At 65.3% G+C, this 25,525-nt stretch carries 23 protein-coding genes and 1 pseudogene; 14 read left to right on the top strand and 10 right to left on the bottom strand.

The genetic code is table 11. The features are described from left to right. Positions 1-28 precede the first annotated feature (28 nt). Positions 29-610, top strand: a complete 582-nt coding sequence (locus GJ631_RS10955) for an NADPH-dependent FMN reductase (RefSeq protein WP_156709202.1) — start codon at positions 29-31, stop codon at positions 608-610. An 81-nt stretch (positions 611-691) separates the two neighbouring features. Here GJ631_RS10955 and GJ631_RS10950 read toward each other — a convergent pair whose 3' ends face one another. Beyond that, positions 692-1,594, bottom strand: coding sequence for a type IV pilin (locus GJ631_RS10950; RefSeq protein WP_156709201.1), 903 nt, complete (start codon positions 1,592-1,594; stop codon positions 692-694). Between the two features lie 97 nt (positions 1,595-1,691). Between GJ631_RS10950 and GJ631_RS10945 the strand changes: the two genes are divergently transcribed. The 7 genes from GJ631_RS10945 (at position 1,692) to GJ631_RS10915 (ending at position 9,921) form a co-directional block, all read left to right on the top strand. Then, positions 1,692-2,321 (top strand): YIP1 family protein, encoded by a 630-nt coding sequence (locus tag GJ631_RS10945; RefSeq protein ID WP_370518640.1) that lies wholly within the window; start codon positions 1,692-1,694, stop codon positions 2,319-2,321. A 49-nt stretch (positions 2,322-2,370) separates the two neighbouring features. Next, a complete protein-coding gene (locus GJ631_RS10940; RefSeq protein WP_156709200.1) occupies positions 2,371-4,512 on the top strand; it encodes an OB-fold nucleic acid binding domain-containing protein in 2,142 nt (713 codons plus the stop codon). A gap of 81 nt (positions 4,513-4,593) precedes the next feature. Continuing rightward, positions 4,594-5,508 (top strand): hypothetical protein, encoded by a 915-nt coding sequence (locus GJ631_RS10935; RefSeq protein ID WP_156709199.1) that lies wholly within the window; start codon positions 4,594-4,596, stop codon positions 5,506-5,508. 35 nt (positions 5,509-5,543) lie between these two features. Next, positions 5,544-7,205: a tRNA uridine(34) 5-carboxymethylaminomethyl modification radical SAM/GNAT enzyme Elp3 gene (locus GJ631_RS10930; protein WP_156709198.1), complete on the top strand. Its 1,662-nt coding sequence runs from the start codon at positions 5,544-5,546 to the stop codon at positions 7,203-7,205. A 193-nt stretch (positions 7,206-7,398) separates the two neighbouring features. Then, positions 7,399-8,097: a DUF4013 domain-containing protein gene (locus GJ631_RS10925; protein WP_156709197.1), complete on the top strand. Its 699-nt coding sequence runs from the start codon at positions 7,399-7,401 to the stop codon at positions 8,095-8,097. A gap of 76 nt (positions 8,098-8,173) precedes the next feature. Beyond that, complete coding sequence (locus GJ631_RS10920; RefSeq protein ID WP_156709196.1) at positions 8,174-8,851, top strand: MBL fold metallo-hydrolase; 678 nt, start codon at positions 8,174-8,176, stop codon at positions 8,849-8,851. A 41-nt stretch (positions 8,852-8,892) separates the two neighbouring features. Then, on the top strand, positions 8,893-9,921 hold the full coding sequence (locus GJ631_RS10915; RefSeq protein WP_156709195.1) for an NAD(P)/FAD-dependent oxidoreductase: 1,029 nt from the start codon (positions 8,893-8,895) through the stop codon (positions 9,919-9,921). A 12-nt stretch (positions 9,922-9,933) separates the two neighbouring features. Here GJ631_RS10915 and GJ631_RS10910 read toward each other — a convergent pair whose 3' ends face one another. From GJ631_RS10910 to GJ631_RS18595, 4 genes are all read right to left on the bottom strand, one after another. Beyond that, positions 9,934-10,929, bottom strand: a complete 996-nt coding sequence (locus GJ631_RS10910) for a lysylphosphatidylglycerol synthase transmembrane domain-containing protein (RefSeq protein ID WP_231753956.1) — start codon at positions 10,927-10,929, stop codon at positions 9,934-9,936. A gap of 145 nt (positions 10,930-11,074) precedes the next feature. Beyond that, on the bottom strand, positions 11,075-12,361 hold the full coding sequence (locus GJ631_RS10905) for a glycosyltransferase family 2 protein (protein ID WP_156709193.1): 1,287 nt from the start codon (positions 12,359-12,361) through the stop codon (positions 11,075-11,077). A 162-nt stretch (positions 12,362-12,523) separates the two neighbouring features. Further along, positions 12,524-13,132: an MBL fold metallo-hydrolase gene (locus tag GJ631_RS10900; protein WP_156709192.1), complete on the bottom strand. Its 609-nt coding sequence runs from the start codon at positions 13,130-13,132 to the stop codon at positions 12,524-12,526. Positions 13,133-13,484: 352 nt separating this feature from the next. Continuing rightward, on the bottom strand, positions 13,485-13,715 hold the full coding sequence (locus GJ631_RS18595) for a hypothetical protein (RefSeq protein ID WP_197424994.1): 231 nt from the start codon (positions 13,713-13,715) through the stop codon (positions 13,485-13,487). 112 nt (positions 13,716-13,827) lie between these two features. Between GJ631_RS18595 and GJ631_RS10895 the strand changes: the two genes are divergently transcribed. After that, positions 13,828-14,799: a S8 family serine peptidase gene (locus tag GJ631_RS10895; RefSeq protein ID WP_197424992.1), complete on the top strand. Its 972-nt coding sequence runs from the start codon at positions 13,828-13,830 to the stop codon at positions 14,797-14,799. Between the two features lie 16 nt (positions 14,800-14,815). Here the strand turns inward: GJ631_RS10895 and GJ631_RS10890 are convergent, their stop codons facing one another. Continuing rightward, entirely contained in the window at positions 14,816-15,163 is a 348-nt protein-coding gene (locus GJ631_RS10890) for a hypothetical protein (protein WP_156709190.1), read from the bottom strand. Between the two features lie 88 nt (positions 15,164-15,251). On the opposite strand from GJ631_RS10890, the pseudogene rqcH reads away from it, so the two are divergent. The 3 genes and pseudogenes from rqcH to GJ631_RS10875 all read left to right on the top strand — a co-directional run bounded on the left by rqcH (position 15,252) and on the right by GJ631_RS10875 (position 19,343). After that, positions 15,252-17,364 (top strand): annotated as a pseudogene (gene rqcH / locus GJ631_RS10885) (ribosome rescue protein RqcH). A 53-nt stretch (positions 17,365-17,417) separates the two neighbouring features. After that, positions 17,418-18,224, top strand: a complete 807-nt coding sequence (locus tag GJ631_RS10880; protein ID WP_156709189.1) for a DUF4013 domain-containing protein — start codon at positions 17,418-17,420, stop codon at positions 18,222-18,224. Positions 18,225-18,275: 51 nt separating this feature from the next. Continuing rightward, positions 18,276-19,343, top strand: a complete 1,068-nt coding sequence (locus GJ631_RS10875; protein WP_156709188.1) for an mRNA surveillance protein pelota — start codon at positions 18,276-18,278, stop codon at positions 19,341-19,343. Here the strand turns inward: GJ631_RS10875 and GJ631_RS10870 are convergent, their stop codons facing one another. Continuing rightward, positions 19,344-20,102, bottom strand: a complete 759-nt coding sequence (locus GJ631_RS10870; protein WP_156709187.1) for an MBL fold metallo-hydrolase — start codon at positions 20,100-20,102, stop codon at positions 19,344-19,346. A 98-nt stretch (positions 20,103-20,200) separates the two neighbouring features. Here GJ631_RS10870 and GJ631_RS10865 point away from each other — a divergent pair, with 98 nt between their 5' ends. Next, positions 20,201-22,975, top strand: a complete 2,775-nt coding sequence (locus GJ631_RS10865) for an ATP-dependent helicase (RefSeq protein ID WP_156709186.1) — start codon at positions 20,201-20,203, stop codon at positions 22,973-22,975. A 7-nt stretch (positions 22,976-22,982) separates the two neighbouring features. Here the strand turns inward: GJ631_RS10865 and GJ631_RS10860 are convergent, their stop codons facing one another. Continuing rightward, positions 22,983-23,567, bottom strand: a complete 585-nt coding sequence (locus tag GJ631_RS10860; protein ID WP_156709185.1) for a hypothetical protein — start codon at positions 23,565-23,567, stop codon at positions 22,983-22,985. Positions 23,568-23,716: 149 nt separating this feature from the next. Here GJ631_RS10860 and GJ631_RS10855 point away from each other — a divergent pair, with 149 nt between their 5' ends. Beyond that, positions 23,717-24,163: a helix-turn-helix domain-containing protein gene (locus tag GJ631_RS10855; RefSeq protein WP_156709184.1), complete on the top strand. Its 447-nt coding sequence runs from the start codon at positions 23,717-23,719 to the stop codon at positions 24,161-24,163. A gap of 6 nt (positions 24,164-24,169) precedes the next feature. On the opposite strand, the gene GJ631_RS10850 is transcribed toward GJ631_RS10855, so the two are convergent. Then, positions 24,170-25,396: a lactate racemase domain-containing protein gene (locus tag GJ631_RS10850; RefSeq protein WP_156709183.1), complete on the bottom strand. Its 1,227-nt coding sequence runs from the start codon at positions 25,394-25,396 to the stop codon at positions 24,170-24,172. Next, a partial coding sequence (locus GJ631_RS10845; RefSeq protein ID WP_156709182.1) for an RtcB family protein occupies positions 25,393-25,525 on the bottom strand: 133 nt, incomplete at its 5' end. The genes GJ631_RS10845 and GJ631_RS10850, both read right to left, overlap by 4 nt.

The following is a 25,525-nucleotide window of genomic DNA, read 5'->3' as shown; positions in this document are numbered from 1 at the left end:
ATTTATTCCCACCGCGCCAACGCGCGGTATGACCGACGTACGAGTGGCCGCCCTCGTGGGCAGCCTCCGCGACGACAGCTACACGCGGTTGGCCTGCGAGGAGGCGCTTGACGCTGCCGGCGAGTTCGACGGCGTCGAGACGGACTGTATCGACCTTCGAACGTTCGACCTCCCGGTGTACGACGCCGACGAAGACGACGCCGGGGACGCCGAAGTGCTCAGAGAGCGGGTACAGGCCGCCGATTCGGTGATTTTCGGCACGCCCGTGTATCACGCCTCCTACTCCTCGGCGCTGAAGAACGCCCTCGATTACTGCGGCTTCGACGAGTTCGAGGATACGACCGTCGGCCTGCTGTGTGTCGCCGGCGGGTCGTTCCCGACGACGACGCTGGACCACCTGCGGTCGGTCGGCCGGTCGGTCAACGCGTGGGTCGTCCCACATCAGGTCGCACTGCCGCGCGTCAGCAACACCTTCGAGGACAGCGTACTGACTGACGACGACGCCCGAAAGCGCATCCACACTCTCGGCCGACGGATGGTCGAGTACGCCAACATCGAACCCGACCCACGGACGATGGAGGCCGAACAGAACGTCGGCGCCGACGACTGATACGGATTGTTGTAACGATGTAGGGGTCAGCGCCAGTATAAGCGGCGCTGACTGGTAAAAGACTACGACAATCCGTATGAATTAGGCCTCGGGACCCTCCCATCTGGCGAGGACGGCACCGGAGTCGCCGCTTTCGGCTTCCCAGATGATCCGGACGACGGCGTTCGGCGGTGCGTCGACGGCGACGGAATCGCCGGCCGCCACTTCTCCCTCGAAGGGGCTGGTCGTCGTCCGGTCGTCGGTGGTTACCACGACTTCGAGTTGGGCGCCTCGGACGGTGTCACCGCCCTCGTGGGTGATGGTGACCTCTTCGGCGGCGCTGTCGTAGTCGAAGCCCCACGACACGTTCGGGGCAGGGGATGGGGTACCACCGCTCGAGCCGTTCGTGAGGATGACGCCAGTCAATTCCCCGCCCCCGCTTTGAGCCTCCTCGGGCGGGGCGTCGATAAGGCCGGCCGTCCCCACGTCGATTGGCCCGATGACGAATCGTGAGACGCCGTTTCCGACAGGTTCGAACGACGCTCTTCCGGTTTCAGTCGGGTCGTTCGACCGCCCGGAGACGTAGTACCAGTCGGCGTATTCGAGAAACGCCTCGTTGGCGAAGGCGTGGTAGGCAAACGCCTCGGCTTCAGCGTCGTAGACGGGGGCGATGAACGCCGCCATCGTCTCCCCGGAGAGGTCCCGACTCACGCGGAGTTGGGAGGGGTCGTCGGTGTCACCCTCGTAGGCGTACTGGAAGGTGAACGTCGCTTCGGGGTCCTCGTAGGTTATTTTTTCTTCGTCGCCGGAGACGGACGCGTCGCCGTCGACCATCCCGGGGTAGTCGACGACGGCGCCGTCTCGGAGTACCCCCTTGTCGTCGGAGTCGCTGCCGTCACCGTTGCCGTCGGTCGGAAGCGAGGAATCGTCGATACAGCCAGCGGCCGCGACTGCTGCGGTCGAACCGAGAAGGGCGAGCAAGCGCCGTCGTTGGAGGGCGGACATACGCCGGGGTGTGGTCGCCACTCACTAAATACCCCGGTGATAACCCACCGTGTTCCGTCCCGGAACCCTCATACAGCGACCCCACCAACGTCGATACGTGACGCAGTGGGTCGAAAATCCGAGCGGTGGCCGTGCCCGCGGGCCGCGCGGACTCGCTCGGGCGTGGGTCGAGGTGCTACTTCGACCGAGACGGTTCTTCGAGAACGGGGTCGCACCCGGCGACCAGGCACCGGGGTTGACCTTCGCCATCGCCGTCGCCATCGCCTACGTCGGCGGTCGACTGCTCCTCGCCCCCGAGACGCTGTCGGGGTACGGTCGCATCGCCGCGGCGACGGAAAGCGTCTACCTCTCGGCGGCGGTTGTCCTCGTCGCGGCCTGCTTTCTCGTTGCACCGCTCGTGTTGCACCTCGCGGCCGCTGCCGGGACGCTGGCGTTGATTCCCGTCGCCGAGAACCGCGGCGGCGTCAGCGAGACGGTTCAAATCATCGCCTACGCGGCTGCTCCCGGCGCGTTCGCGGCGATTCCGGTTCCGGCGATACAGGCACTCGCCGCCCTGTACGGCTGTATCCTGCTGGTCGTCGGAATAAGCGTCGTCCACGAGACGCCGATGCCGCGGGCAGTCCTCGCCGCCAGCGTGCCCGCGCTGTTCGTCTTCGGGTTCGCCTTCGGCGGCATCGGGGCCTTCGAGGCCGCCGTCGGCATCGACATCACGCCGGACCCGCGGTAGCGGATAGAATCCGACAACCGTTTTAAGCCCCGACTGTACGTTCACAGTAATGCCCGACTGTATCATTTGCGGCACGTCTTCCGACGGGCCGATTTGCGATGTCCACCAGGAGGACGTCGTCTTCGAGTTCAGAGGCGACCAGCCCTCCCAACTGACCCCAGGCCGTTTCTACCGGGGGACCGTCGACGGCTACGCCGAGTTCGGCGTGTTCATCAACATCGGTAACGTCACCGGACTACTCCACCGGAGCAAACTCGACCGCCGACTCGAGAGCCTCGACTGGGAGGTCGGCGACGACGTGTTCGTCCAAGTGAACAACATCCGAGACAACGGCGACATCGACCTCGGTTGGTCCATCCGCCAGTCCGAACGAGAGTTCCGCGGCGTTCTCGTCGACTCGCCCGACGGCGACTATCTCGCCGACGAGTACGGCGAGGACGACGAAGCGGAATCCGAGGAGAGCGACACCGAGGCATCGACCGAGGAGTCCGCCGCCGAGTCGGAATCAGGACGGGAACCGGAGACGGCCACCGAGGAGGCGACGGAGGACGAGCCGGCCGAAGCGGAACCGACCGAGGCGAAGGCCGACGAACAGACCGGCGGCAATCCGAGCGACGAGGAACTCGCCGACATCGCGGCCGAAGACGAACCGGTCACCGAAGAGAGCGACGCCGCCGGAAGTGAGACCGACGAAGCCGAAGGCGACATCGACCGCGTGCCGGTAGAGACGCTCCGAGAGCACGTCGGCGAAGTCGTCCGGCTCGAAGGCGAAGTCGTCTCCGCCCGACAGACCTCCGGCCCTACGGTGTTCGAACTACGCGACGAGACCGGCGTCGTCGACTGCGCGGCCTTCGTCGAAGCCGGCGTTCGCGCCTACCCCGACATCGAGGCCGACGACTACGTCCGCCTCGACGGCGAAGTTCGTCTTCGACGCGACGAAATTCAGGTCGAAACCGAATCCCTCGTCGAACTCGAGGCCGACGCCAAAGCGGAGGTCGAACAGCGGATGGACGACGCCCTCGACGACCAGGCCAGCGCGGACTCCGTCGAGTCACTGGCCGACGACGCCGCCATCGAAGCCATCACCGACGACATCAGCGACGCGGCGACGACCATCCGCCGTGCGGTGCTGGAATCCCGACCCGTCGTCGTCCGCCACGACGCGACGACCGACGGCTACGTCGCCGGCGCCGCCGTCGAGCGGGCGATTCTCCCGCTCGTCAAAGAGCAGCACGCCTCCGCCGACGCCGTCTACCACTACTTCGACCGACGACCGCTCGAAGACGGCGTCTACGACATGAACGACGCGACGAAGGACGTGACCCGGATGCTCGGCGACCGCGAGCGTCACGACGAGAAACTCCCGCTTTTCGTCTTCGCCGCCGCCGGTTCGACCGCCGCCTCCACGGACGGCCTCGAGTTGCTCGACATCTACGGCGCCCCGCGGGTCGTCCTCGACGGCCGGCCCGCCGATAGCGAAGTTGTCGACGAAATCGACTCGCTCGTCACCGTCGCCGAACGGACCGCGACGACAGTCGCGGCCAACGTCGCTGCCGCCGTCAACGGCGACGTTCGCGACGACCTCACCCACCTGCCGGCTATCAGCTACTGGGACGACACGCCCGAGGTGTACGTCGAGTTGGCCGCCGAGGCCGGCGTCGACGATGACACCGCCGCCGAACTCCGAGAGGCAATCGCACTGGAGGCGTTCTATCAGTCCTACGAGGACAAGCGCGAACTCATCGTCGACCTGCTGTTCGAGAAGCGAACCGGACTCGCAGCACAGGTCTCCGAGCAGTTCGGCCGGAAACTGGAAGACGAACTCGAGACCGCGACCGCGAACCTCGACGAGCGGAGCGTCGACGGTACCACGGTGGCAGTCCTCGACACCGACGCTTACACCCACACCTACGACTTCCCGCCGACCCGACTCCTGTTGGACGAGCTCGCCCGACGGCTCGACGTCGATGCCGTCGTCGGCGTCGCGACCGACGAACTCCACATCCGCACCGACGCGGCGCTGGATTTGGAGGCCATCGTCGCTTCGCTGCAACTCGAATCGCCGGAGGCCGGCGTCGACAACCCCGGTGCCCGCGAACCGAAACTCGAGTTCCTCGCCGGCGAGCGCGACGCCGTCCTCGACACGCTCATCGACGCCCTTGCCGAACAGGTCGTCACGGCTTCGGCCTGAGCGGTCCTCTCGCTTCTGCAGTTCGATACGAGCCACCGCCAGCGGCGGTTGGGTTTTACCACCGGCGGCCCAACGAGTGGTATGCGCCGACGGACCGTTCTCGCGGCTCTCGCGGCGGGACTCGCCGGCTGTAGCGGCGGCCGGGAGTCCGAACCGACGCCGACGGTAACTCCGGTGGGCGTCCCGGCCGAGGACGGCAGCGATAGCGGTCCACTGTCGCCGGCGGACTCGCGATTCGACGCCGACACCCCCACGCCAGAGGGAGTCAGGTTGTTCCACCAACTGTCCGGCGACGAGAAGATGGCCGTAGAGCCGAACCGAGAACTGTTCACACCCGAGGCACCGAGCGCGCCGATACGTCTTCGGAACGACCGCGACACGGCGCTGTACGTGTCGTCGGGGTGGGGATTACGGAAGTTCACTGGCTCGCGGTGGGTCCGAATCCTCGCGCCACACATCAACCGCGGGGGGCTCACGTCGGTCGACCCGAACAGCGTGTGGCGTCGTCGCCACAGTATCACGAACGTGTTCAGCCTTCCGGTGTTGGGACCGGGACTGTACGCTCGCATCGAGGACGTTCGCATCGATAACGGGGAAATCGGTGGCGAGAGTGTTCCGCTCGGCGCGCTGTTCGAGGTATCCGGAACCGACTACGAGGTACGGCCCGCGGGGTCGCCGCGAATCGACGGCGACGTAGCCACGCTGGTCCGGAGTCCACTCGCCGAACGGACGGTCGTCTTCGAGCGCGTCGACGACGACCCGGAGAGCGCGGTCCCCGTGATTCCGGAGGTCATCGGCGCGATACCGATGTTCCGGGATACGATTCCGCTGCTGTCGGAGGTCCGTTCGGTTCGAATCAACACTGCGTCGGCGCCGCTGGTGTTTCAGTACCTCGCGGAGGCACCCGTCAGAGCAGTCGACGTGGGTCCGGAGACGCGTCTCGAACACGACGGAATCGTCTTCACCGTCCGGACCGTCGACGCCGAGGACCGCTAGCCACTTACCGTCGGGCCCCGTTGTCCCGGCAACGAATGAGCGCGGACACGGAGCCGGACCCTGCGGAGACGGAGGCCTTCGAGCGCGTCTGTGAGTCGCTGGTAGCTGACATCCTCGCCGGCGACATCGACCGCGAGAACCTCGAAACCGCCAAGATGGACGCCTGCCGGGAGTACTCCTCGCCGAAGGTGCCGAAGAACACCGAGTTGCTGGATTACGCCCCCGATGAGCGCCGCGAGGAGCTAGAGCCGATTCTCCAGCGCAAGCCCGTCAGGACCGCCTCCGGCGTCTCTCCCGTGGCCATCATGACTTCCCCGCACACCTGCCCCCACGGGAAGTGTCTGTACTGCCCCGGCGGGCCTGCCTCGGAGTTCTCCTCCTCGCAGAGCTACACGGGCGAGGAACCCGCCGCGGCCCGTGGCGTCCAGAACGACTACGACCCCTACGGACAGGTGACGCTGCGGCTCCACCAGCTCCGGAACATCGGCCACCCCGTCGACAAAGTCGAGCTCATCCTGATGGGCGGGACGATGACCGCCCGCTCTCACGACTACCAGGAGTGGTTCGTCAAGCGCGCCCTCGAAGCGATGAACGACTACGACCTCGACAGCGAGCCGAACCCCAGCGAGGAGGAGTCGTTCAAACCGGACCCCGACGATGTCGAGTTCCGATATCTCGAAGACGTTATCGCCGAAAACGAGACCGGCCAGATACGCAACATCGGCACCACCTTCGAGACCAAGCCGGACTGGTGTGACCCCGAACAGATAGACCGCATGCTGGATGTGGGCGGGACGAAAGTCGAGGTGGGCGTCCAGACCACCTACGAACGCGTCAATCGGGAGATGCACCGCGGCCACGGCGTCCAGGCCAGCATTGACGCCAACCGCCGCCTCCGGGATTCCGCGTTCAAGGTCGGATTCCACATGATGCCCGGCCAACCCGGGATGTCCAAGGAGATGTGTCTGGAGGACTTCCGGGAACTGTTCGAGAGCCCCGACTGGCGGCCCGACTATCTGAAAATCTACCCGACCCTCGTCGTCCGCGACACCATCACCTACGACATGTGGCGCAACGAGGAGTACGACCCCCTCACCAACGAGGAGGCCGCCGAGTTGGTCGCCGAAATCAAGTCGATGATTCCGCGCTACACCCGCCTCCAGCGCGTCCAACGCGACATCCCCGCGGACTTCATCGACGCCGGCGTCTGGAAGTCGAACCTCCGGCAGTTGGCCCGAAAGCGGATGGAAGAACACGGCTGGAAGTGTGACTGCATCCGGTGTCGAGAAGTCGGCATGAACGACGAGGACCCCGAGAACGTCGAGATGGACGTGTTGACCTACGAGGTCGCCGGCGGCACGGAGCACTTCATCTCCTTCGAGGACTTCGAGAAAGACCTGCTCGTGGGGTTCTGTCGACTGCGGTTCCCGAACGACCCGGTTCGGCGCGAACTCGACAACGCCGCCCTCGTCCGAGAGCTCCACGTCTACGGCAACGAGGTCGGCGTCGGACAGGCCTCGGAAACCGACCACCAACACAAGGGCTACGGTCGCCGATTGCTGGAGAAAGCCGAACACATGGCCGCGGACGCTGGCTACGACAAACTCTCGGTCATCTCCGGAATCGGCGTCCGGGAGTATTACCGCGAGAAGTTGGGATACTACCAGGACGGCCCCTACGTCTCGACGCGTTTCTAAGCCACTTTCGCCGTGTAATCACTGCTTATTGGAGAATACGCTACGAATAGCTATATACTCGGACGGCGTATTCGATTCGACCGCAATGCGGTGTAATCATGTATCAAGAACGTCCGGAAGCACTGTCGTATCGTCGTCTGGCCACCGGTAGCGAACCGGTCCGACTCACCACGGTAACGAGGGGTGAGAACCGATGATAGAGGGCGCGTTCAACTATCCACGGGAGAGCGACGATGTCGTCAAGACGGTCGTCATCGGTGGGTTGTGTCTGTTGTTCGCGTGGCTTCTCGTGCCCGGATTCCTCGCGCTCGGCTACATCCTCCGAGTCATCGACCGTACCTCGGAGGGTGACGACGAACCGCCGGTGTTCGACGACTACGAGGCGATGATAATCGACGGCGCGAAGGCGTTCGTGATTCTCTTCGCGTACAGCCTGCTGCCGGCCATCGTGGCGTTTCTCGCCATCGGCATCGGGTTCCTCGGCATCGCGGGCGGAGAGAACACGGCCGCACTCGGGGGGCTCGCACTCGCCGCTGGCCTCTTGGTGGCGTTCGCGCTCAACCTCGTCGTCGCGTACGTGACGCCGGCCGCCCTGGCGAACTACACCGAGACGCGCCGTATCGGGTCGGGCTTCGAGTTCGGCACGCTCCGGGGGGTCCTCTTCGACCGACGGTACGCCGTCGGTTGGCTGACTGCCCTCGTGATGGTTCTCATCGGCGGGGTCATCGCCGGCGTGTTGAACGTCGTCCCCGTGTTGGGCTCCATCGTGGGCGTGTTCGTGTCGTTTTACTTCGTGGTCTCGGCGTACTACGTCATTGGCCACACCTGGAGCGACGTTCGGTCGAGTGACCCGCCGGAACCCGACACCGTCGGTGGCGGCACCGAGGCCTGACTATCCAACCCGCTGACGCTTTCCTCCACCCGGCCGACGCACTGGGTTGATACCGCCGGCGCCCGTACGAACGAGTATGGCGCGACCCGTTGCCGACGGCGTGTACCTGCTCGGAGTCAGTTGGCCCGAGCCGGTCGGCTCGAACGCCTACCTCGTCGACGACGGCGAGGTGACACTCGTCGATGCCGGGTTGCCGATTCCGCGCCGCTCGCTCGACGGCGAACTCCACGACGCCGGCTACGGGGCCGCCGATATCGACCGCATCCTGCTGACCCACTACGACGTCGACCACGTGGGCGGTCTGGCCCGACTCGACGTCGACGCCCCCGTCTACATCGGGGCGGCCGACGCGGACCTCGTTCGCCGTCGATGGTCGCCACCGTGGAACCATCACAAGGGAGCCTTTCACCGCCTCGTCAGGCGGCTGTACTCGCTTGCGGAAATCGACCTCCGAACCGTCGAAGACGGCGACCGAATCGGAGGGTTCCGGGCGGTTCACACGCCCGGTCACAACCCCGGACACACCGTGTACCTCAACGACGGCCTCGACGCAGGATTGCTGGGCGACCTCGTCTGGGAGTCCGACGGCCACTTCGTCGCCCCGCCGTGGCTGGATTCCTACGATACCGACTGCATCGCTGACAGCATCCGCCGGGTCGCAGGAGAGTCGTTCGAACACGCCTGCGTCGGCCACGGACGGCCGGTCTCTCCCGGTGGGAGCGACCGGCTTCGGGAACTCGCGGCAGAGTTGTAGGGCGAGCGCGCGCTTTTGAACGCGCCGAACCTACTCCCAGTATGAACCTCGCCATCGTCGGCGCCGGGGCCTCGGGCGCCGCGGCCGCCTACCACCTCCGGAGGACGGATTGGAACGTGACCGTCTTCGAGAAGTCCCGGGGCGTCTGTGGCCGTGCCGCGACCCGCCGGAAACACGGCTGTACCTACGACCACGGCGCCAACTACGTCAAATCCGGCTCCGACCGCGTGGACCGACTGCTCACCGAAACGTTGCCGACCGATGGATTGGCGGACATCGAGGCGCCGGTCTGGACGTTCGGCGCCGACGGCAAAATCGGCCCGGGCGAAGACCGAGACGAACACAAGTGGACCTACGAGGCCGGCATCACACAACTCGCAAAGCGACTGTTCGCCGAGACCGACGCCGAGATACGCTTCGAGACGCGAGTGGGGCGCCTCGACTGCGATGGCACAATCTGGCGACTCCACGACACCGACGGCGAGGCACTCGGCGCCTTCGACGCGGTACTTCTCACGCCGCCGGCGCCACAGACCGCCGACCTCCTCGCGGCGTCCTCGTGGGACGACGCCCGACTCGATGAACTCCACGACGCCGTCGACGCCGTCCCGTTCCGCACCATCTACACGGTCGTGTTGAACTACGATTTCGAACTCGACCATCCGTGGTACGCGCTGCTCGACACCGACCGGGAACACGAGGTTGGATGGGTGGCGCGTGAGGAACTGAAGCCCGGCCACGTCCCCGACGGACAGTCGCTTCTAATCGCCCAGATGTCGCCAGCGTGGTCCGTCGAGCGCTACGACGACCCGAGCGAGGAGGTAAAGGCAGATGCGGCGCGATTGGTCGCGGACCTCCTCGACGACGAACGGCTGGCGGACCCCGAGTGGACCGACCGACAGGGGTGGCGCTACGCGCTTCCGGACGACGGTGGGGACGCCGAGACGCTTCGAACTGCCGAGGAGGCCGGACTGTACGTCGCCGGCGACTGGACCGCAGGCGAGGGCCGCGTCCATCGGGCGGTCGAAACCGGACTCGACGCGGCCGAGCGCATCGCGGATTTCGAGTGACGCCCCCGACGCCTACACCCGAGCGAGCACCCAGAACGTCGCGATGCCGCCGACACCGACGACGAACCAGTAACTCGTCAGCCGATAGACGGTCGTCACGGCCAGCGCTTGGTCGGCGCTAAACGCCAACAGCGCCGTCAGGAGCACGACGAGCGAGCCCTCGATAGCGGCCAATCCGCCGGGCAACGGCGTCGACCCCGCGATGACGGTTACGGGGACGAGAAACGCCACCAACAGCAGCGATATCTCGAGTCCCAGCGCCAGCGCGGAGAAGTACAGCGGCAGCGCGAACAGTACCCACCCGACGTAGGCGAAGGCGACGGCAACGAGCAGGTCGCGTGGCGATTCGGCGATGAGGTCGATGGACTCGTACAGTCGGTCGATTCGGTTTCTGACCCCGTCGACGGTGAATCGGTGGGTCCGCGTTGCGAGTGGGGCGAACAGCCTCACGACCGCACGCTGGACGGCGTCCCGGTAGCGCCACGCGAGGACGATACCGACCGGGAGAGTGATGGCGAGTCCGAGCAGCAGCGCCGCGAACTGCTCGGTCCCCTCCGGGAGTTGCGACTGGAGCAACAGGTAGCCGAGGCCGACCAACCCGACGTTGAAGAACGGCAACATCCGCAACAGGTCGGCGGTGACGACGCTCGCGAGGCTCTCCTCGTAGTTCGCCTCGGTGTCCCGCGAGAGGATGTAGGCGATGAAGGGTTCGCCGCCGGCCTGCCCCATCGGCGTGATGTAGTTGGCGAACGTCGCGGCGTAAAACGTCACGACGAGTTTGCGAAACGGGACGGTGACGCCGGCAGCCCCCAACACGACCTGCCACGTTTTCGTCCACGCGAGGAGACACAGAAGCGTCGACGCGCAGGCGATGCCGACCCAGTAGAGGTCAGCCGTTCGCAACCGTTCGATGGTTCGGTCCCAGCCGATGACGGCACCGAGGAGGTAGACGAGAACCAGAGCGACCGCGAACCCCACGAGGAGTTTTAGCGTGGTGCCGCGGTCCATCGGCCACGCCATCCCCCCCATCGCTCCCGGTCACGACGTTCCCTCGCCGTCCTCGACGGCCCGCGGTGAGGCTCCTCCGGGTCTGACGGTGGCTCGATTCCGAACTGGTGTCGTCATCTGGACGAGGTGTTCGTCATAGCTGCCCTCACGCCTCGGTTTTCGTCACCTGATACCACTCCCCGTCCCACGTCAGGTAGTACTCGAGGAACGCTTTGACGGTGAGTACGCCGTGTCCGAGGTACACGAGCGGGACGAGGGAGACGGCCCACGTCGGGCGAACGACGCGGCCCTCGAGGACGTCCTTGAGCCAGACGGAGCCGACGATGGCCAAAACGAGGCCGTACGGGACGAGGAAGGCTGATTCGACGTCTTGGGCGACGAGGAAGGGAACCTGTGCGACGACGATGAGCATCAGCGCACCGGCGACCATGCTGCCGGCCGCCCGGCCGATAGAGAGGAGGTCGCTGAATCCGAGGTCGCCGTCGAGTGCTTCACGGGCGCGTGCGTCGGCGACCTCGACGTGGCCGATGCGCCAGCGTTTCCGTTGTCCCCAGAGGTCCCGGAGCGTGTGGGGTGCCTCCATCGTCGTCGTACAGCGTCGGTTCTGTCGGACGGTCAAATCCGCCCGATACACCTTATGCGAGAAGTCGATGTCCTCGGTGAGTTTGTCGTCGTATCCGCCGACGGTTTCGAACGCTTCGCGAGTGAACGCAGTCGAGGAGCTCTGACAGTGGGTGAAGCCGCCCAACTCGCCCAGTGCGTAGCCGGTCTGGACCGCGATGCGCTCACAGTACGCCAGCGTCTCGACGACGCCGTTCGGGCGTGGGATGCGTCGTCCCTGGAACACGTCAGCGTCGCCGAGGAGTTCCGTCATCGCCAGCGGGACGAACTCCGGAGAGACGCGTTCGTCGGCGTCGAAGACGGTGAAGTGGTCGGCGTCGCTCCACTCGACGGCGTAGTTGATTGCCCCTGCCTTCGACCCGGGGTTGCCGTTGACGAGGCAGGTGACGGATTCGTGTTCTTCGGCGAGGTCTTGGGCCTTCGCCCGCGTCCGGGGGTCGTCGGGTTCGGTGACGACCGCGACCGACAGGGAGTCGTACTCGCTGTCGAGGAGGCTCTCGACGCTAACCTCGACGATTTCGGCGTCGTTGTACGCCGGCACGATGGCACAAACGTCCGGCCCCGAGAGGACTTTCTCGTCGGCGTCGGGGTCGCGCCACACGTCGCGGACGACGAAGGCGCCGCCGACGACCATGATTGCAGTGGCGATGAACACCGAGACCGCTCCACCGAAGAAGTCGAAGGTAACCGAGAGGGACTCGATGGTGATGGTCACGAGTTCGACGCCGAAAACGATTCCGAGGACCAGCAGTCCGCCGATCCCACAGACCGTACCCGCGAGTTCGGAGACACGGCGTGGTGACGGAAGCATGTCGGTTACAACGGTCGCATCGGATTATCAACGTTGTGTATTATTCTGACTATGAAAGACAACCGCAAAACGGGCCTCTAAGAACCGTTTGGGCGTGGTATCGGGAGAACCAGTATGAAATACGATGAAAAACCGTCAGACATCTCGGGGCGACACAACGGCTCACCGATAGACGTACGCCGCCAGTTTTTCGCTCGCGTCCGACCGAACTGACGACCCGTGGAAGACGAGGCCGGCATCGAACTCGTAGTCGAGCAGTCGCTCCAGTGACCGCTCGGCCTCACCGATGTCGTCGGTGAACGTCTCCGGCGGCAGGTGGAAGTACCCCTTCGGGAGGCCACGTTGGTCGGCCCCCGAGAGGGCATCGGCCAGCACCGCGACCCCGCGTTCCTCGTCGACGAGGGCGTGTTGGTGGTCACGGTGGCCCGGCACGTGGACGGCCTCGAAAGGGCCGATTTCGTCGCCGTCGCCGTACCGGTGGTCGGGGTCGAACTCGGTGTCCAGTTCCGCACCCTCGGGAACGTAGGTTTCGACCCAGAGGTCCCGAACCACGGCGTCGAAGCCGCCGACGTGGTCGCGGTCGGCGTGGGTGATGACGAGGCGTTCGACGTCGATTCCCGTCCGAGCTATGCCGTCAAGCAGCGCATCGGTTGTGTTCGGAAGCCCGCAGTCGACGAGCGTTCCGTCCTCGAAGCAGAACGCCCGTATTCGGCCGGATTCGGTCCGAGTGCAGGTGATGTCGTAGACCCCCGGGAGGATTTCGGTGGGCATACTCGAACGTCGTCGCAGTCGCACATAGGTTCTCGGGGCCGTGACCCGAAGCGGACGTTTATAAAAGAGTTGTAATAGCCTTCTATAGACTAGGTTTTATTAATTATTCTGCGTAAATATGCTTCGGGGTCGAACCATGTACGAGACGAAACCAACCAGACGAGACGTTCTGAAAGGCGTCGTCGCGGGAGGAATCTCGGTTTCGGCTGTCGGAGTCGCTGGTGGGGAGCGTTCCCAACAGTACCTCGTTACGACGAGTGGACCGAAGGCACGAACACGGCTCGAACGTGAGGGGTTCACCGTCGTCCGCTCGCTCGCGGGTGGGGACGTACTCGTCGTTTCGGGTGCCGAATCACCGGCAGACGTAGCCGGTGTCGGAGTGGCCGTACGCAACGTCCGGTTGCGTCTCGAACGGCCCGTCGAGCGAGCGCCGCTTCCGGACCCGGCGGCGGATACCGAAAACGAGTCGCTGTATCCGGCCCAGTGGGACAAACAGAACACGAACGTCGCGGCGGCCCACGAGACGACGACCGGTGAGGGCGCGACGATTGCCGTCATCGACACCGGGACTGACCTCGACCATCCGGACCTCGCACCGAACGTCAGGTCAGGTGCGCTGTTCCGCCGCGTCGCTGGTCGGGGGGGACAATGTCGTCGATTCGCTCGTCGATGGCCAGTTCACTGGGGAGACAGATGTGCGGGTTCCAGATTCCGACCTCAAAGAGTTCGCGGTCAGGAACGCCGAGGGGACGGTCGTCGGCTACGAACCGGCGGGCTTCGACCTCGAAAGCCGGAACGCCTCCGACGACGTTGAGGGCCACGGGAGTCACGTCTCGGGCATCGCTGCTGCCTCCGTCGGCAAGGAGGTGTTCGAGGGGGGCACCGGCATCGCTGGAACGGCTCCCGACGCGACCGTCGTCCCCCACCGCGTGTTCTACTGGGAGCGACAGGAGGTCACGTACGAACCCGAGGAAGGAGTCGAGGAGACGCGGGAACTCGTGGTTACCTCCACGACGACGGCGGACATCCTCACGGCAATCGACTTCGCCGCCAACGAACTCGGCGTCGACGCGATGAACCTCTCCATCGGCACGCCACCGCTGCCGCCACAGGCCAACCGGGAGGGGTTCCGGCAGGCGTATCGACTCGTGGTCCAAGATGCGGTCAACGCCGGCAGCGTCGTCGTCGTCAGTGCGGGGAACAGCGATACGGCGTTGAACAAAGGCGGCGTGTTCACCGTTCCGAACAGCGTCCCCGGAGCGATGAGCATCGGGGCGACCGGCCCGAACCGCGAGCGGGCGTTCTACTCGAACTACGGCGCCAACGAACTCAGTCTCGCTGCGCCGGGCGGTGGCTACGAGACGCTGGCGAAGACTCTCGCCCAAGACACCGAGTGGGCGTTCCCGACGAACCTCGTCCTCTCGACCACACCGCTGGACATCTACGGTGCTGCCTACGCCTACTTCGCCGGCACGTCGATGGCAGCGCCACAAGTGACAGGCACCGCCGCGTTACTCGCGGCGACCGACAGTTCGTTGAACCCCGACCAGATACAGTCGACAATCGAACGAACAGCAGACACCGCAACGGGGACCGACCGGGGAGAACTGGGTGCCGGGAACTTGAACGTCGCTGCGGCGGTAGAATCGGCCGACAGCGAGAACTGAGTGTCCGTCCGCTTTCCTACCGACTCGCCTGTATCGTCCGGTAACTGCCGGCCCCGACTAGCGCGAAGGCGACCAACGCCAGCCAGAACACGCCGCCGAAGCGCAGCGACCCCGGCGAGAACGCGGCTAAAAGCAGCGTCACCGCTCCGACGGCCGTCGCCGCCCGCAACGCGAGGTGGTCGAGCGCGTTCGCGAAGGCGAGTCCACCCGCGACGACCAACAGCACGCCGGTTCCGACGACGAAGAGACCCGTCGCGAAGGGGTCGAACGGCGGCGCGCCGGCCGAGAGATACCGGATAGCGCCGAGTGTGGCGACGGCAACGCCGACGCCGACGGCGACGGCGGCGGTGAGACGACTGTCCATACTCGCCGTCCGGCCACCGGCGGTTAATGGGTTGTGGACTGCGGCCCAACCCGTCAGGCCTTTCTCCGGGCCCCGTTAGGACGTAGACATGGACAGAAAGCGGGCGATGACGAGCGTCGACCTCGCCGCGTTGGTCGGCGAGTTGCGCGGTTTTACCGGCGCCGTCGTCGACAAAGCCTATCTCTACGGCGACGACCTCGTGCGGTTGAAGATGCGAGACTACGACCGGGGTCGCATCGAACTCATCGTCGAGGTGGGCGACCCCAAACGCGCCCACGTCGCCGCGCCCGAACACGTCCCCGACGCGCCGGGACGTCCGCCCAACTTCGCGATGATGATGCGCAACCGCATCGCCGGGGCGAACTTCGAGGGCGTCGAGCAGTACGGCTTCGACCGCATCCTCACGTTCCGCTTCGAGCGCGAGGACCAGACGACGCTGATAGTGGCCGAACTGTTCGGCGACGGTAACGTCGCCGTCCTCAACGAGGACCACGAGGTCATCGACTGTCTCGACACCGTCCGCCTGCGCTCTCGAACCGTCGCCCCCGGGTCGCAGTACGGCTACCCCGACGAACGGTTCAGCCCGCTGGACTGCGACTACGATACCTTCGCTGCCCGTATGGGTCAATCGGACACGGACCTCGTCCGGACGCTCGCCACGCAGTTGAACTTCGGTGGACTGTACGCCGAAGAGCTGTGTACCCGCGCTGGCGTCGAGAAAAACGCTCGCGATCGAAGAATCCGGCGAGGAGCAGTACGAAGCGCTGTTCGGCGCACTCGAACGGCTCCGGGAGCCGATACTCGAGGGTCGAACCGAGCCGCGACTGTACGAGAACGACGAGGGAGAGGTCGTCGACGCGACACCGCTACACCTCGAAGAACACGAGGCCGAGGGCTACGTCGCGACGGCCTTCGACAGTTTCAACGGTGCCATCGACGAGTACTTCCACCGGCTGGAACTGGAAGACGAGGAGGTCCACGAAGAACCGGGAAGCGACCGGCCGGACTTCGAAGGCGAGGTAGCCAAGTACGAACGCATCATCGAACAGCAGGAGGACGCAATCGAGGACTTCGAAGCCCAAGCGGAGGCCGAACAGGGGAAGGCCGAACTGCTGTACGGCAACTACGACCTCGTCGACGACGTCTGTTCGACGATACGAGAAGCACGAAAAGAGGGTATCCCCTGGGCCGATATCGAGGAGAAATTCGAGATGGGTGCCGAACAGGGTATCGAGGACGCCGAGGCCGTCGTCGGTATCGACGAGGCTGAGGGCACCGTCACCATCGAACTCGACGACACCGACATCGAGGTCGACCCCTCGATGGGCGTCGAGAAGAACGCCGACCGACTGTACACCGAAGCCAAACGCATTCGCGGAAAGAAAGAGGGCGCACAGGCGGCTATCGAGGACACCCGCGAGGACCTCGAAGCCGTCAAACAGCGCCGCGAGGAGTGGGAGGAAGCCGACGAGGACGAGAGCGAGGACGACGACGGCGAGCAGTTCGAACGCGATTACCTCTCGATGGGGTCGGTGCCCGTTCGCTACGACGAGAAGTGGTACGAGCGGTTCCGGTGGTTCCGGACGAGCGACGGCTTCCTCGTGTTGGGCGGGCGCAACGCCGACCAGAACGAGGAGTTGGTCAAGAAGTACATGGAGCCCTCCGACCGCTTCTTCCACGCACAGGCCCACGGCGCGCCCGTCACGATACTGAAAGCGACCGAACCGGACGAGGCCGCCCGCGAGGTCGACATCCCCGAATCGAGCACGGAGGAGGCCGCACAGTTCGCGGTTTCCTACTCCTCGGTCTGGAAGGACGGCAAGTTCGAGGGCGACGCCTACGAGGTCGACCCCGACCAGGTGTCGAAGACCCCCGAGAGCGGCGAGTACATCGAGAAGGGGAGTTTCGTGATTCGCGGCGACCGAACCTACCACCGCGACGTACCCGTCGGCGTCTCGATTGGCATCAAGTGTGAACCCGACACGCGCGTCGTCGGCGGGCCACCGTCGGCCATCGAACCGCGCGTCGAAACGTCGGTCCGACTCGAACCCGGGCAGTTCGCCCAAAACGACATCGCAAAGCGAATCTACCGGACCTTCCGGGAACGCTTCGAGGACACGAGTTTCGTCAGAAAAATCGCCAGCGCCGACCGGATTCAGGAGTTCTGCCCCAACGGTGGCAGTCGAATGCTCGACGACTGACGGGCGTCCCCCGCTTTCCCGAGATATAAAGCCGGTGCGGTCGTCTCTTGGGTATGTTCCGCGATGCGCTGGACTATCCGACCAGACCGCCGGCGGGAAGTCGGTCGGTTCTCGTCGGCGGCGCGCTGTTGCTCTTCGTCGGCATTCCGGTCACAATCGCGGGAATCGGTCTCGAATACACGCCGGTCGCCCTCGTCGCCGTGCTGCCGTGGCTCCTCGTCCGCGGCTACTACGTCCGCGTCGTCAGGACGACAATCGGCCGGGAGTACCCGACGCCGCCGCGCTTCGGTGGTGTGGGCAGCCTGTTCGTCGACGGTATCCGAGCGGTCGGCATCGCCGTTCTCTATCTGCTTCCAGCCGTCGTCGTCCTCGGACCGCTCGTCCTCGCCCGAACGACGGGCTTCGAGTTACCGACGTTGTTCGCCAGAATCGGGCTCCCAACGGCGCTTTCAAACGCCGCACTATCAGTAACGGGCCTACTCGCGCTGTTCGCACTGCTGTACCTCATTGGCGCGCTGTACGCCCTCCCGGTGGCGGTCGCCAACTTCGCCTACACCGACCGCTTCGCCGCGGCGTTCGAACTTCGGACGGTTCTCGCCGGCGCACTCACCGAAGACTACGCCGTCGCGTGGGTCGTCTCGGTGTTGATTCAGGTGCTCTTGATTCCGGTTTCCTACCTGCTCAGGGCGGTGCTCGTCGGGTTCTTTCTGCATTTCTTCGCTGCGGTCGCCGTCCGCTACTGCTACGGACAGGGCGTCGGCGCCGCCCTCGGCTGGGAGCCGGTCGGCACGACCCCGGATGAAGGTGGGCGATTCGACGACCTCGCGCCCGCGGTACGGCGCGTCGATGGGTCGAGCTGAGATACCGACCAGAACAGTACGCACTTAGGGACCCCGCCCGGAGGGGTCGGTATGCGAATCGCCGACCGGACACGGACGGAGGGCGGCCGCGAGCGGATTTCGGTGGTCCCCGAGAGCCTCGACGACCTCTGGCATCTCACCTACGTCTTAGAGCCGGGCGACCACGTCGACGGCGACACGACGCGTCGCATCCAGCGGGACGACGACAAGACCCGCGACACCGGCGGTCAACGCGAGCCGATGTGGATAAAAATCGAGGTGTCGGACGTGGAGTTCGCCAAGTTCGCCAACCGGCTCCGGGTCGGCGGGGAGATAATCGAGTGTTCCCGGGAGGACCAACTCGGATTCCACCACACGCTCAACGTCGAGGAACACGACGAGTTGACCATCGAGAAGAAGTGGCAGGTCGACCAACTCGAACGGCTCCAAGAGGCCGTCGAGGCCGCCGAGAACCCGGAAGTCGCCATCGCCACCGTCGAGGAGGGCGAGGCACACGTCCACACCGTCGCCCAGTACGGCGTCGACGAACGAGCCTCGATTACGGGGACCACGGGAAAAGGCGAGTACGCCCGCGGCCGTGACGAACTGTTCGCGGAGTTGACCGAGGTGCTCAAACGGATGGACGTTTCGGCCATCATCCTCGCGGGCCCCGGATTCACGAAACAGGACGCACTCGACTACATCGAAGACGAGGCTCCCGAGGTTGCCGAAAAGATACAGACCGTCGACACCGCCTCCGTCGGCGACCGCGGCGTCCACGAGGTACTGAAGCGTGGCGCCGTCGACCGCGTCCAGACGGAGACCCGTATCTCGAAGGAGGCCGAACTCATCGACGAGTTGATGGCACAAATCGGCGAGGGAGCGAAAGCCGCCTACGGCATCGACGAAGTCATGAAGGCCGCCGACTACGGCGCAGTCGAGACGCTCCTGTTGCTCGACGAGCGCCTCCGTGAGGAGCGAGCCGGCGAAGGCGAGTGGGACGTCGACGCCAACGAACTCGTCGAGACCGTCGAGCGACAGGGCGGCGACGTGACCGTCTTCTCTCACGAGTTCGACCCCGGCAAGCAACTGTCGAACCTCGGTGGCGTCGCCGCGCTGTTGCGGTATCGCTTGGAGTAATCAGCGGCGGGCGACCGACACGGTGAGACCGTCTCGTGCCATCCGCACGTCGCCGTCGAAGGCCTCACGAACCGACTCCAGCATCTCGTCGTGGTGGCCGTCGGTGTGGGGATAGAGGTGCGTCAGATACACCCGTCCAACGTCACGGCCGGCGAGGCTCTCGCCCAGTTGGGACGGCGTCGGGTGGTTGTCAACGTCGATGTCGTCGGGAAACGAGCAGTCGTGAGCGAGGATGGCCGACCCCTCGGCCAACTCCGAGACGGCATCGCAGGCTTCGGTGTCCGCCGAGAACGTGAACGTCGCACCGGCGCTCTCGAAGCGATAGGCGAGACAGTACATCGAGTGAATCGTCTCGACGGCCTCGACGTCGTAGCCGGCCACAGAGAACGTCCCCGGTTCGACCTCTCGGAACGTGAGTTCGAAGCGGTCCTCCATGTAGTCGTGGGCCGCCAGCAGGTCCTCGACGAGGTCTTGGGTCCCCTCGGGGCCGACGATTTCGAGGTCGGTTTCGCCGGCCAGCCAGCGAGCCTTCAACAGCGGCATGAGGTCGGAGACGTGGTCGAGGTGGTGGTGGGTCAGCAGGACGGTCCCGATATCGGCGTAGCCTACGTCGGTGCGGGCGAGGCCGTGAAGGGCGCCGCTACCGCAGTCGACGAGAAGCGAATCGGCTTCGCCGTCCGGGTCTTCCAGCAACAGGCCGGTCTGGAACCGCTCGCCGGTCGGCATCGCGGCGCCGGTTCCGAGGAAGGTCACGCGCATACCGACGCCTCGGCGGCGAGGGGCAAGTGCCCTGCGGTCGGTTCACTTTCACTCTGGTGTCGGAACCCACTTGCCGCTCGGAGACGTAGCCGGCGTCGATGGAGGGTGGCCCGTCGGAGGAAGCCGAGGCCGTCGCCAGGGAGGCACTCGACCGCCACGGAATCGACGCGGCCGAGATAGACGACGCCGACGCGTTCGCCCGCCTCGACCCCGCCGTCCGGGAGTGGTGGGTCGAGCAGTTCGGCGCGTTCGTCCCCGACAACGGCGGGTTCTTCACCCCACCGCAGAAGGAAGCCGTCCCGCTCATCGACGAGGGGCGGAACTGTCTGGTCGCCGCGCCGACGGGGTCGGGGAAGACACTCGCCTCCTTCACCGCCATCATCGACGACCTCTTCGAGCGTGCGCGGACCGACGACGGCCTCGACAACAGCGTCTACTGTCTGTACGTCTCGCCGTTGAAATCGCTGGCCAACGACATCCACCGCAACCTCGCCGAGCCACTGGACGGTATCACGGAAAAACTCGACGCTCGGGGGGAGTCCGCCGAGTTGCGGCACGCGATTCGGCACGGCGACACCTCGGACAGCGACCGACAGGCGATGCTCGAAGAGACGCCACACATCCTCAACACGACGCCGGAGACGCTGGCAATCCTCCTCAACAGCCCGAAGTTCAAGGAGAAGCTCGAAACCGTCGAGTACGTCGTCGTCGACGAGATTCACTCCCTCGCTGACAACAAACGCGGGACCCACCTCTCGGTGTCGCTGGAACGGCTCGAACGCCTCTGTGAGACTTCACCGACGCGCATCGGCTGTTCGGCGACGGTCGAACCGCTCGATGCGATGGCCGATTTTCTGGTCGGTGGCGACCCCGACGATGACGGGACGTGGCACGCTCGCGACTGCCAAATCGTCGATGCGCGGTTCGTTCGCGAGTTCGACATGGAGCTTCGCTGTCCGACGGACGACCTCATCAACACGCCGCACGGCGTGGTGACGGAGCGGTTCTACGGCGAACTGGACGAACTCGTCGCAGACCACACGAACACCTTGGTGTTCACGAACACGCGGTCGGGCGCCGAACGCGTTCTCAACAACCTCCGGGAACGTGGCGACTACGACGAGTCGAACTCCGGCTGTCACCACGGCTCGCTGTCGAAGGACCGACGCCAAGAGATAGAGGCGGGGCTAAAGGAGGGAACGCTCGACGTGGTGACGACCTCGACCTCTCTGGAGTTGGGCATCGACATGCCGCACATCGACCTCGTGGTACAGGTGGGGTCGCCGAAATCCGTCGCCTCGCTGCTCCAGCGGGTCGGCCGGGCCGGCCACCAGTTGGGCGAGACGGTCAAGGGTCGGGTGTTCGCCTTGGACCGCGACGAACTCATCGAGTGTGCCGTGATGTTGAAGAAGGCCGAAGAGGGGTTCGTCGACCGCGTGTTCGTCCCGGAGAACGCCCACGACGTTGCCGTCCAACAGGTCTACGGGATGGCCATCAACGGACCGCTTCCGGAAGCCGAACTGTTGTCGACGCTCCGGTCGGCCTACCCGTTCCGGAACTACGACGAGGACGACGTCGAGTCGCTGTTTCGGTATCTCACGGCCGACTACGAGGGAATGGAGGAGAAGAACGTCTACGCGAAAGTCTGGCGCGACGAGAACGACCCGCCCGGCGGTGAACACCACTACGAGGCGTACGCCCCCAGCACGCCGCTGGTCGGCAAACGCGGCCGACTCGCCCGCGTCATCTACATGACGAACATCGGCACGATTCCGGACTCCTTCGACTGTGACGTGTTCACCCGGTCGGGTGAGGAGTGGGTCGGGCAGTTGGACGAGTCGTATCTCGACACGCTCGAATCCGGCGACGTGTTCGTGTTGGGTGGGCAAAACTACGAGTACAGTTACCGGCGGGGGTCGAAGGTGTACGTCGACCCGACGAGCGCGCGGGCGACCGTTCCGTCGTGGTACTCCGAACGCCTGCCGCTGTCCTACGACCTCGGGCGGGAGGTGTTGACCTTCCAGCGAGAGTTGTGTGACCGCCTCGAATCCGGCGGGCCGCCCGAGGTCCGCCGGTGGCTCCGGGAGTTCCCGCTCGACGAGAACACGGTGCGGGCGATAACGCGAATGTTCGACGCGCAAGTTCGCTACGCCGGCGTCGAGAGCGTCTCGACGGACCGACGACTCGCCGTCGAAATCGAACTCGACCGCGAAGCCTACCGCCGGAACTACCACGTCCACGCCAACTACGGCCGTCGGTTCAACGACGGCCTCTCGCGACTGCTGGCCTACCGGTGTGCCCAGCAGGCCAACGCCAACGTGAAAGTCGCCGTCGCCGACCACGGATTCACGCTGTCGATGCCGCTCAATCGCAAGGTCGACATCGACGGCATCGTCGCCGACATCGAACCGTGGGAGGTGCGTGGCGACTTGCGGGCCGCACTGGACGGGACCGACCTCCTGAAGCGGTACTTCCGCATCAACGCCACCCGGGCGCTGATGATTCTGAAGCGCTACAAGGGCTACGAGAAGTCGGCGAGCCAACAGCAAGTCTCAAGCGAGATGCTCATCGGCTTCGCTCGCGAGAAGGAGAACTTCGCCGTGATGGAGGAGACCTACCGCGAGATACTGGCGGACAAACTCGACGTGGACGCCGTCGAGACGTTCGTCGCCGGGGTAGCGTCGGGCGACATCGACGTCTGCGTCCAGACGGTTGACTCACCGACGCCACGGGCGTTCGGACTGGCGACGCTGATGGCTAGCGACGTGGTGCTCGCAGAGGACGAATCCGCCGTCCTTCAGGAGTTCCACGACCGCGTGATGGCCGAAATCGGCGACGACGGCGACAGCGTCACCGTTCGAACTGACGATTGAGCGGTTCTCAGGGGATTTCCTCGACGGCTTCGCGCAGTTCGTCGGTGTCGGACCACTCGATTGTCCGGCCCGCTTCGGTGAGTGCCGCCATCTGTGAGGCGGCCATCCCGTTGTCGTACCGTTGTCGCTCTGCTCGCTGGTCGTCGTAGGCTCGCTTGAGAATCCAGAGTTTCCTGCGCACGTCGCGGTAGAAGGCGAGGCCGAGTTCCCAGACGTAGCCGCCGTCGAAGTCCTCGACGACGCCGACGACGTGGGTCGCCTGCTCACAGAGTATCTCGAAGGCGGCGGCCCACAGCGGGAGGTCCTCGGGACCCAAATCGAAGTCCTCCAGCCTGAACGCCGTCGAATAGGGGCGGCCGTCCAACTGCTCGACGACGAGCATGCGCCGTCGGGCCGCCTCGCCGTCGCCGGCACCCGCGACGAGGTATCGGCGGTCGCTGTAGGCGATGTCCTTCAGTTGCCGGCCGTGGAGGAGGTCCTTGAGTCGCTGGTGTTGCTCCGGGGTGAACGACAGTCCCTCGAGGTCGAGGGCAGGACGCTCCGGTGGCTTCTCCCCGTCTCCGGGAGTACCACTCCGGTCACCGTTCGTCATACTGGCGAAGCACGCGTTCGATACAAGAGTCTTCTTGCCACCCGGAGAGTAGTCGACGAATTAGTTGATGAACTACTTGAAGAACTATCTACGAACTACCCAATTTATTTTCCCAAGTGTTTATCTTCCCGAACCCCGTATCACCGTGTATGCAACCCGCCGATGCGGATACTCCCGACGACGGCTTCGGGCCGTGGCTCGCGCTCCAGCGCGTGACCGAGCGGACGCGGGCGAACATCGTCGCCGACGTGGTCGGCCACCCCAAAGGAGCGCCCTCGGTCGACGAACTCGACTACATGAACCCCGACCTCTCGGCGGACACCATCCGCCGGCACCTGAATCTGCTCGTCGAGGCCGATGTCCTCGAAGAGCTCGTCGTCCCCGCGGGAGAGCGGACCCGGGGGTACCCCTACAAGTTCTATCGCGTCACCGAGTCGGCCCGCGACCTGTTCGACCGAAACGGGCTGTTTCCCCGAGAGGCGTGGCGCAAACAGTACGACCGCGTCACCAAGACGCCGGAAATTCGGGAGATAGAGGCGATGCCGCGGCCGTCGGAGGACGCCGCGACCGACTCAGAGCCGACTGCTCGCCCCTGACGCTCCTCAAACCAACAGCGTGTTCAGCGCGTCCGGAACGACCAGCACGTCGCTTTCTGATTCGACCGCATCCGCGACCGATTCACGAGCCGTCATCAGACACTCCTCGACGACCTCCGGCGACTCGCTGTTCGTGATGTACACGTCGTGGTCCCGCAACGCGCGAGCGACGACGAAGGCGCGTTGGGCGCCGGCCTCGTAGCCGCTTCGCATCGTCTCGTACAGTTCGTCGGCGCTGTCGGCACCCGAGAGCCACTCGTAGAAACGCTGTTCGCCGCGTCCTTCGCCGGCGCCCTCCTGAAGGCGGGCGGGGAGGACGACCCGCCCGTCGTCGCGAAGTGGGTTGTTCGCGCCCAAGAGGACGTACGTCGCCGCCCGCGTCGTCTGATACAGATTTGCGTCCTTCGGCGCGCCGACGCCACCGACGACGGCGTCGTACTCGCCGTCGACGCTCACCGACAGCGCCGCCTTCGCACTGTCGGCCAGCGACCGTACGACGCGTTTCGGCGCTCCCGCCGCCACGTCGAGGATGCCCGGTGGGCCGTGGGTGACGTTGAGACAGAACTCGACGCCGCAGGCCTCACCGGCGGCGTCGATGGCGTCCCGGAAGGGGTTGCCGTCGATGCTCCCGAGGCGGACGCCGTCCTCGGAGAGCATGTCGGGGCCGTGCGTATAGCGGATGAGCGATTCACCGCCGGCGCCGATGGCGACGGTTTTGCCGCCGCCGGAGAAGCCGGCGTACTGGTGGGGTTCGACCATCCCCGTCGCGAGCACGCGGTCGGCGCGGGCGACGGTCCGGTTGAGTTCGACGGGTGTTCCGTCGACCGACCCCACCTCGACGGTGTCGTCGGGGTCGTGGTTGACCGCGAGGTCGGCGTGCTCGCCGAGCATCTCGTCGAGTTCCGCGTCGGTCATCGGTCGGTGGAGACCCAACCCGACGACGACAGTCACCTGTTCGCGGTAGACGCCGGCGCGTTCGAGTTCCGAGAGCAGGAGGTCCACGAGGACGCCGTCCGGCGTCGCGCGGGTGATGTCGGTGACGACGATTGCGACCGTGTCGTCGGGGTCGACGAGCGTCGCGAGGTCGGAGCCGAGGGGGTCGGCGAGGGCCGCCTCCGCGGCCGGTCGGACCTCGACTGCCTCGCCCCCGGGTGGCTCTGCGACGGTCACGTCGCAGTCCGGAAGGTCGACCGACATGGTCCCATCGCCGAAGGGGAGTTCGAAGGAACTCATCCCTTGATGTTGCAGACCGGGTAGACACGGGCGACCTTGTCACCGATACCGAGTTCGTCGCTGACGCGAACCACCTCGTCTACGTCCTTGTACACGCCCGGTGCCTCCTCGGCAATCGTCGCGCCGCTC

Origin of the sequence: Natronomonas sp. CBA1123, assembly GCF_009741925.1 — an archaeon.
Lineage (GTDB): Archaea > Halobacteriota > Halobacteria > Halobacteriales > Haloarculaceae > Natronomonas.
The sequence above is the reverse complement of the archived record's forward strand: the minus strand, read 5'-3'. Positions and strand labels throughout refer to the sequence as shown.

Excerpts from the sequence above, each read along its gene's own strand:
- GJ631_RS10955 (WP_156709202.1), top strand. The coding sequence starts at position 29 with ATGACCGACGTACGAGTGGCCGCCCTCGTGGGCAGCCTCCGCGACGAC.
- GJ631_RS10920 (WP_156709196.1), top strand. The coding sequence starts at position 8,174 with ATGGCGCGACCCGTTGCCGACGGCGTGTACCTGCTCGGAGTCAGTTGG.
- GJ631_RS10900 (WP_156709192.1), bottom strand. The coding sequence starts at position 13,132 with ATGCCCACCGAAATCCTCCCGGGGGTCTACGACATCACCTGCACTCGG.
- GJ631_RS10925 (WP_156709197.1), top strand. The coding sequence starts at position 7,399 with ATGATAGAGGGCGCGTTCAACTATCCACGGGAGAGCGACGATGTCGTC.
- GJ631_RS10890 (WP_156709190.1), bottom strand. The coding sequence starts at position 15,163 with ATGGACAGTCGTCTCACCGCCGCCGTCGCCGTCGGCGTCGGCGTTGCC.
- GJ631_RS10865 (WP_156709186.1), top strand. The coding sequence starts at position 20,201 with ATGGAGGGTGGCCCGTCGGAGGAAGCCGAGGCCGTCGCCAGGGAGGCA.
- GJ631_RS10915 (WP_156709195.1), top strand. The coding sequence starts at position 8,893 with ATGAACCTCGCCATCGTCGGCGCCGGGGCCTCGGGCGCCGCGGCCGCC.
- GJ631_RS10850 (WP_156709183.1), bottom strand. The coding sequence starts at position 25,396 with ATGAGTTCCTTCGAACTCCCCTTCGGCGATGGGACCATGTCGGTCGAC.
- GJ631_RS10930 (WP_156709198.1), top strand. The coding sequence starts at position 5,544 with ATGAGCGCGGACACGGAGCCGGACCCTGCGGAGACGGAGGCCTTCGAG.
- GJ631_RS10905 (WP_156709193.1), bottom strand. The coding sequence starts at position 12,361 with ATGCTTCCGTCACCACGCCGTGTCTCCGAACTCGCGGGTACGGTCTGT.
- GJ631_RS10940 (WP_156709200.1), top strand. The coding sequence starts at position 2,371 with ATGCCCGACTGTATCATTTGCGGCACGTCTTCCGACGGGCCGATTTGC.
- GJ631_RS10950 (WP_156709201.1), bottom strand. The coding sequence starts at position 1,594 with ATGTCCGCCCTCCAACGACGGCGCTTGCTCGCCCTTCTCGGTTCGACC.
- GJ631_RS10880 (WP_156709189.1), top strand. The coding sequence starts at position 17,418 with ATGTTCCGCGATGCGCTGGACTATCCGACCAGACCGCCGGCGGGAAGT.
- GJ631_RS18595 (WP_197424994.1), bottom strand. The coding sequence starts at position 13,715 with ATGGTCGAGGTCAGTCCCGGTGTCGATGACGGCAATCGTCGCGCCCTC.
- GJ631_RS10855 (WP_156709184.1), top strand. The coding sequence starts at position 23,717 with ATGCAACCCGCCGATGCGGATACTCCCGACGACGGCTTCGGGCCGTGG.
- GJ631_RS10870 (WP_156709187.1), bottom strand. The coding sequence starts at position 20,102 with ATGCGCGTGACCTTCCTCGGAACCGGCGCCGCGATGCCGACCGGCGAG.
- GJ631_RS10860 (WP_156709185.1), bottom strand. The coding sequence starts at position 23,567 with ATGACGAACGGTGACCGGAGTGGTACTCCCGGAGACGGGGAGAAGCCA.
- GJ631_RS10935 (WP_156709199.1), top strand. The coding sequence starts at position 4,594 with ATGCGCCGACGGACCGTTCTCGCGGCTCTCGCGGCGGGACTCGCCGGC.
- GJ631_RS10910 (WP_231753956.1), bottom strand. The coding sequence starts at position 10,929 with ATGGACCGCGGCACCACGCTAAAACTCCTCGTGGGGTTCGCGGTCGCT.
- GJ631_RS10875 (WP_156709188.1), top strand. The coding sequence starts at position 18,276 with ATGCGAATCGCCGACCGGACACGGACGGAGGGCGGCCGCGAGCGGATT.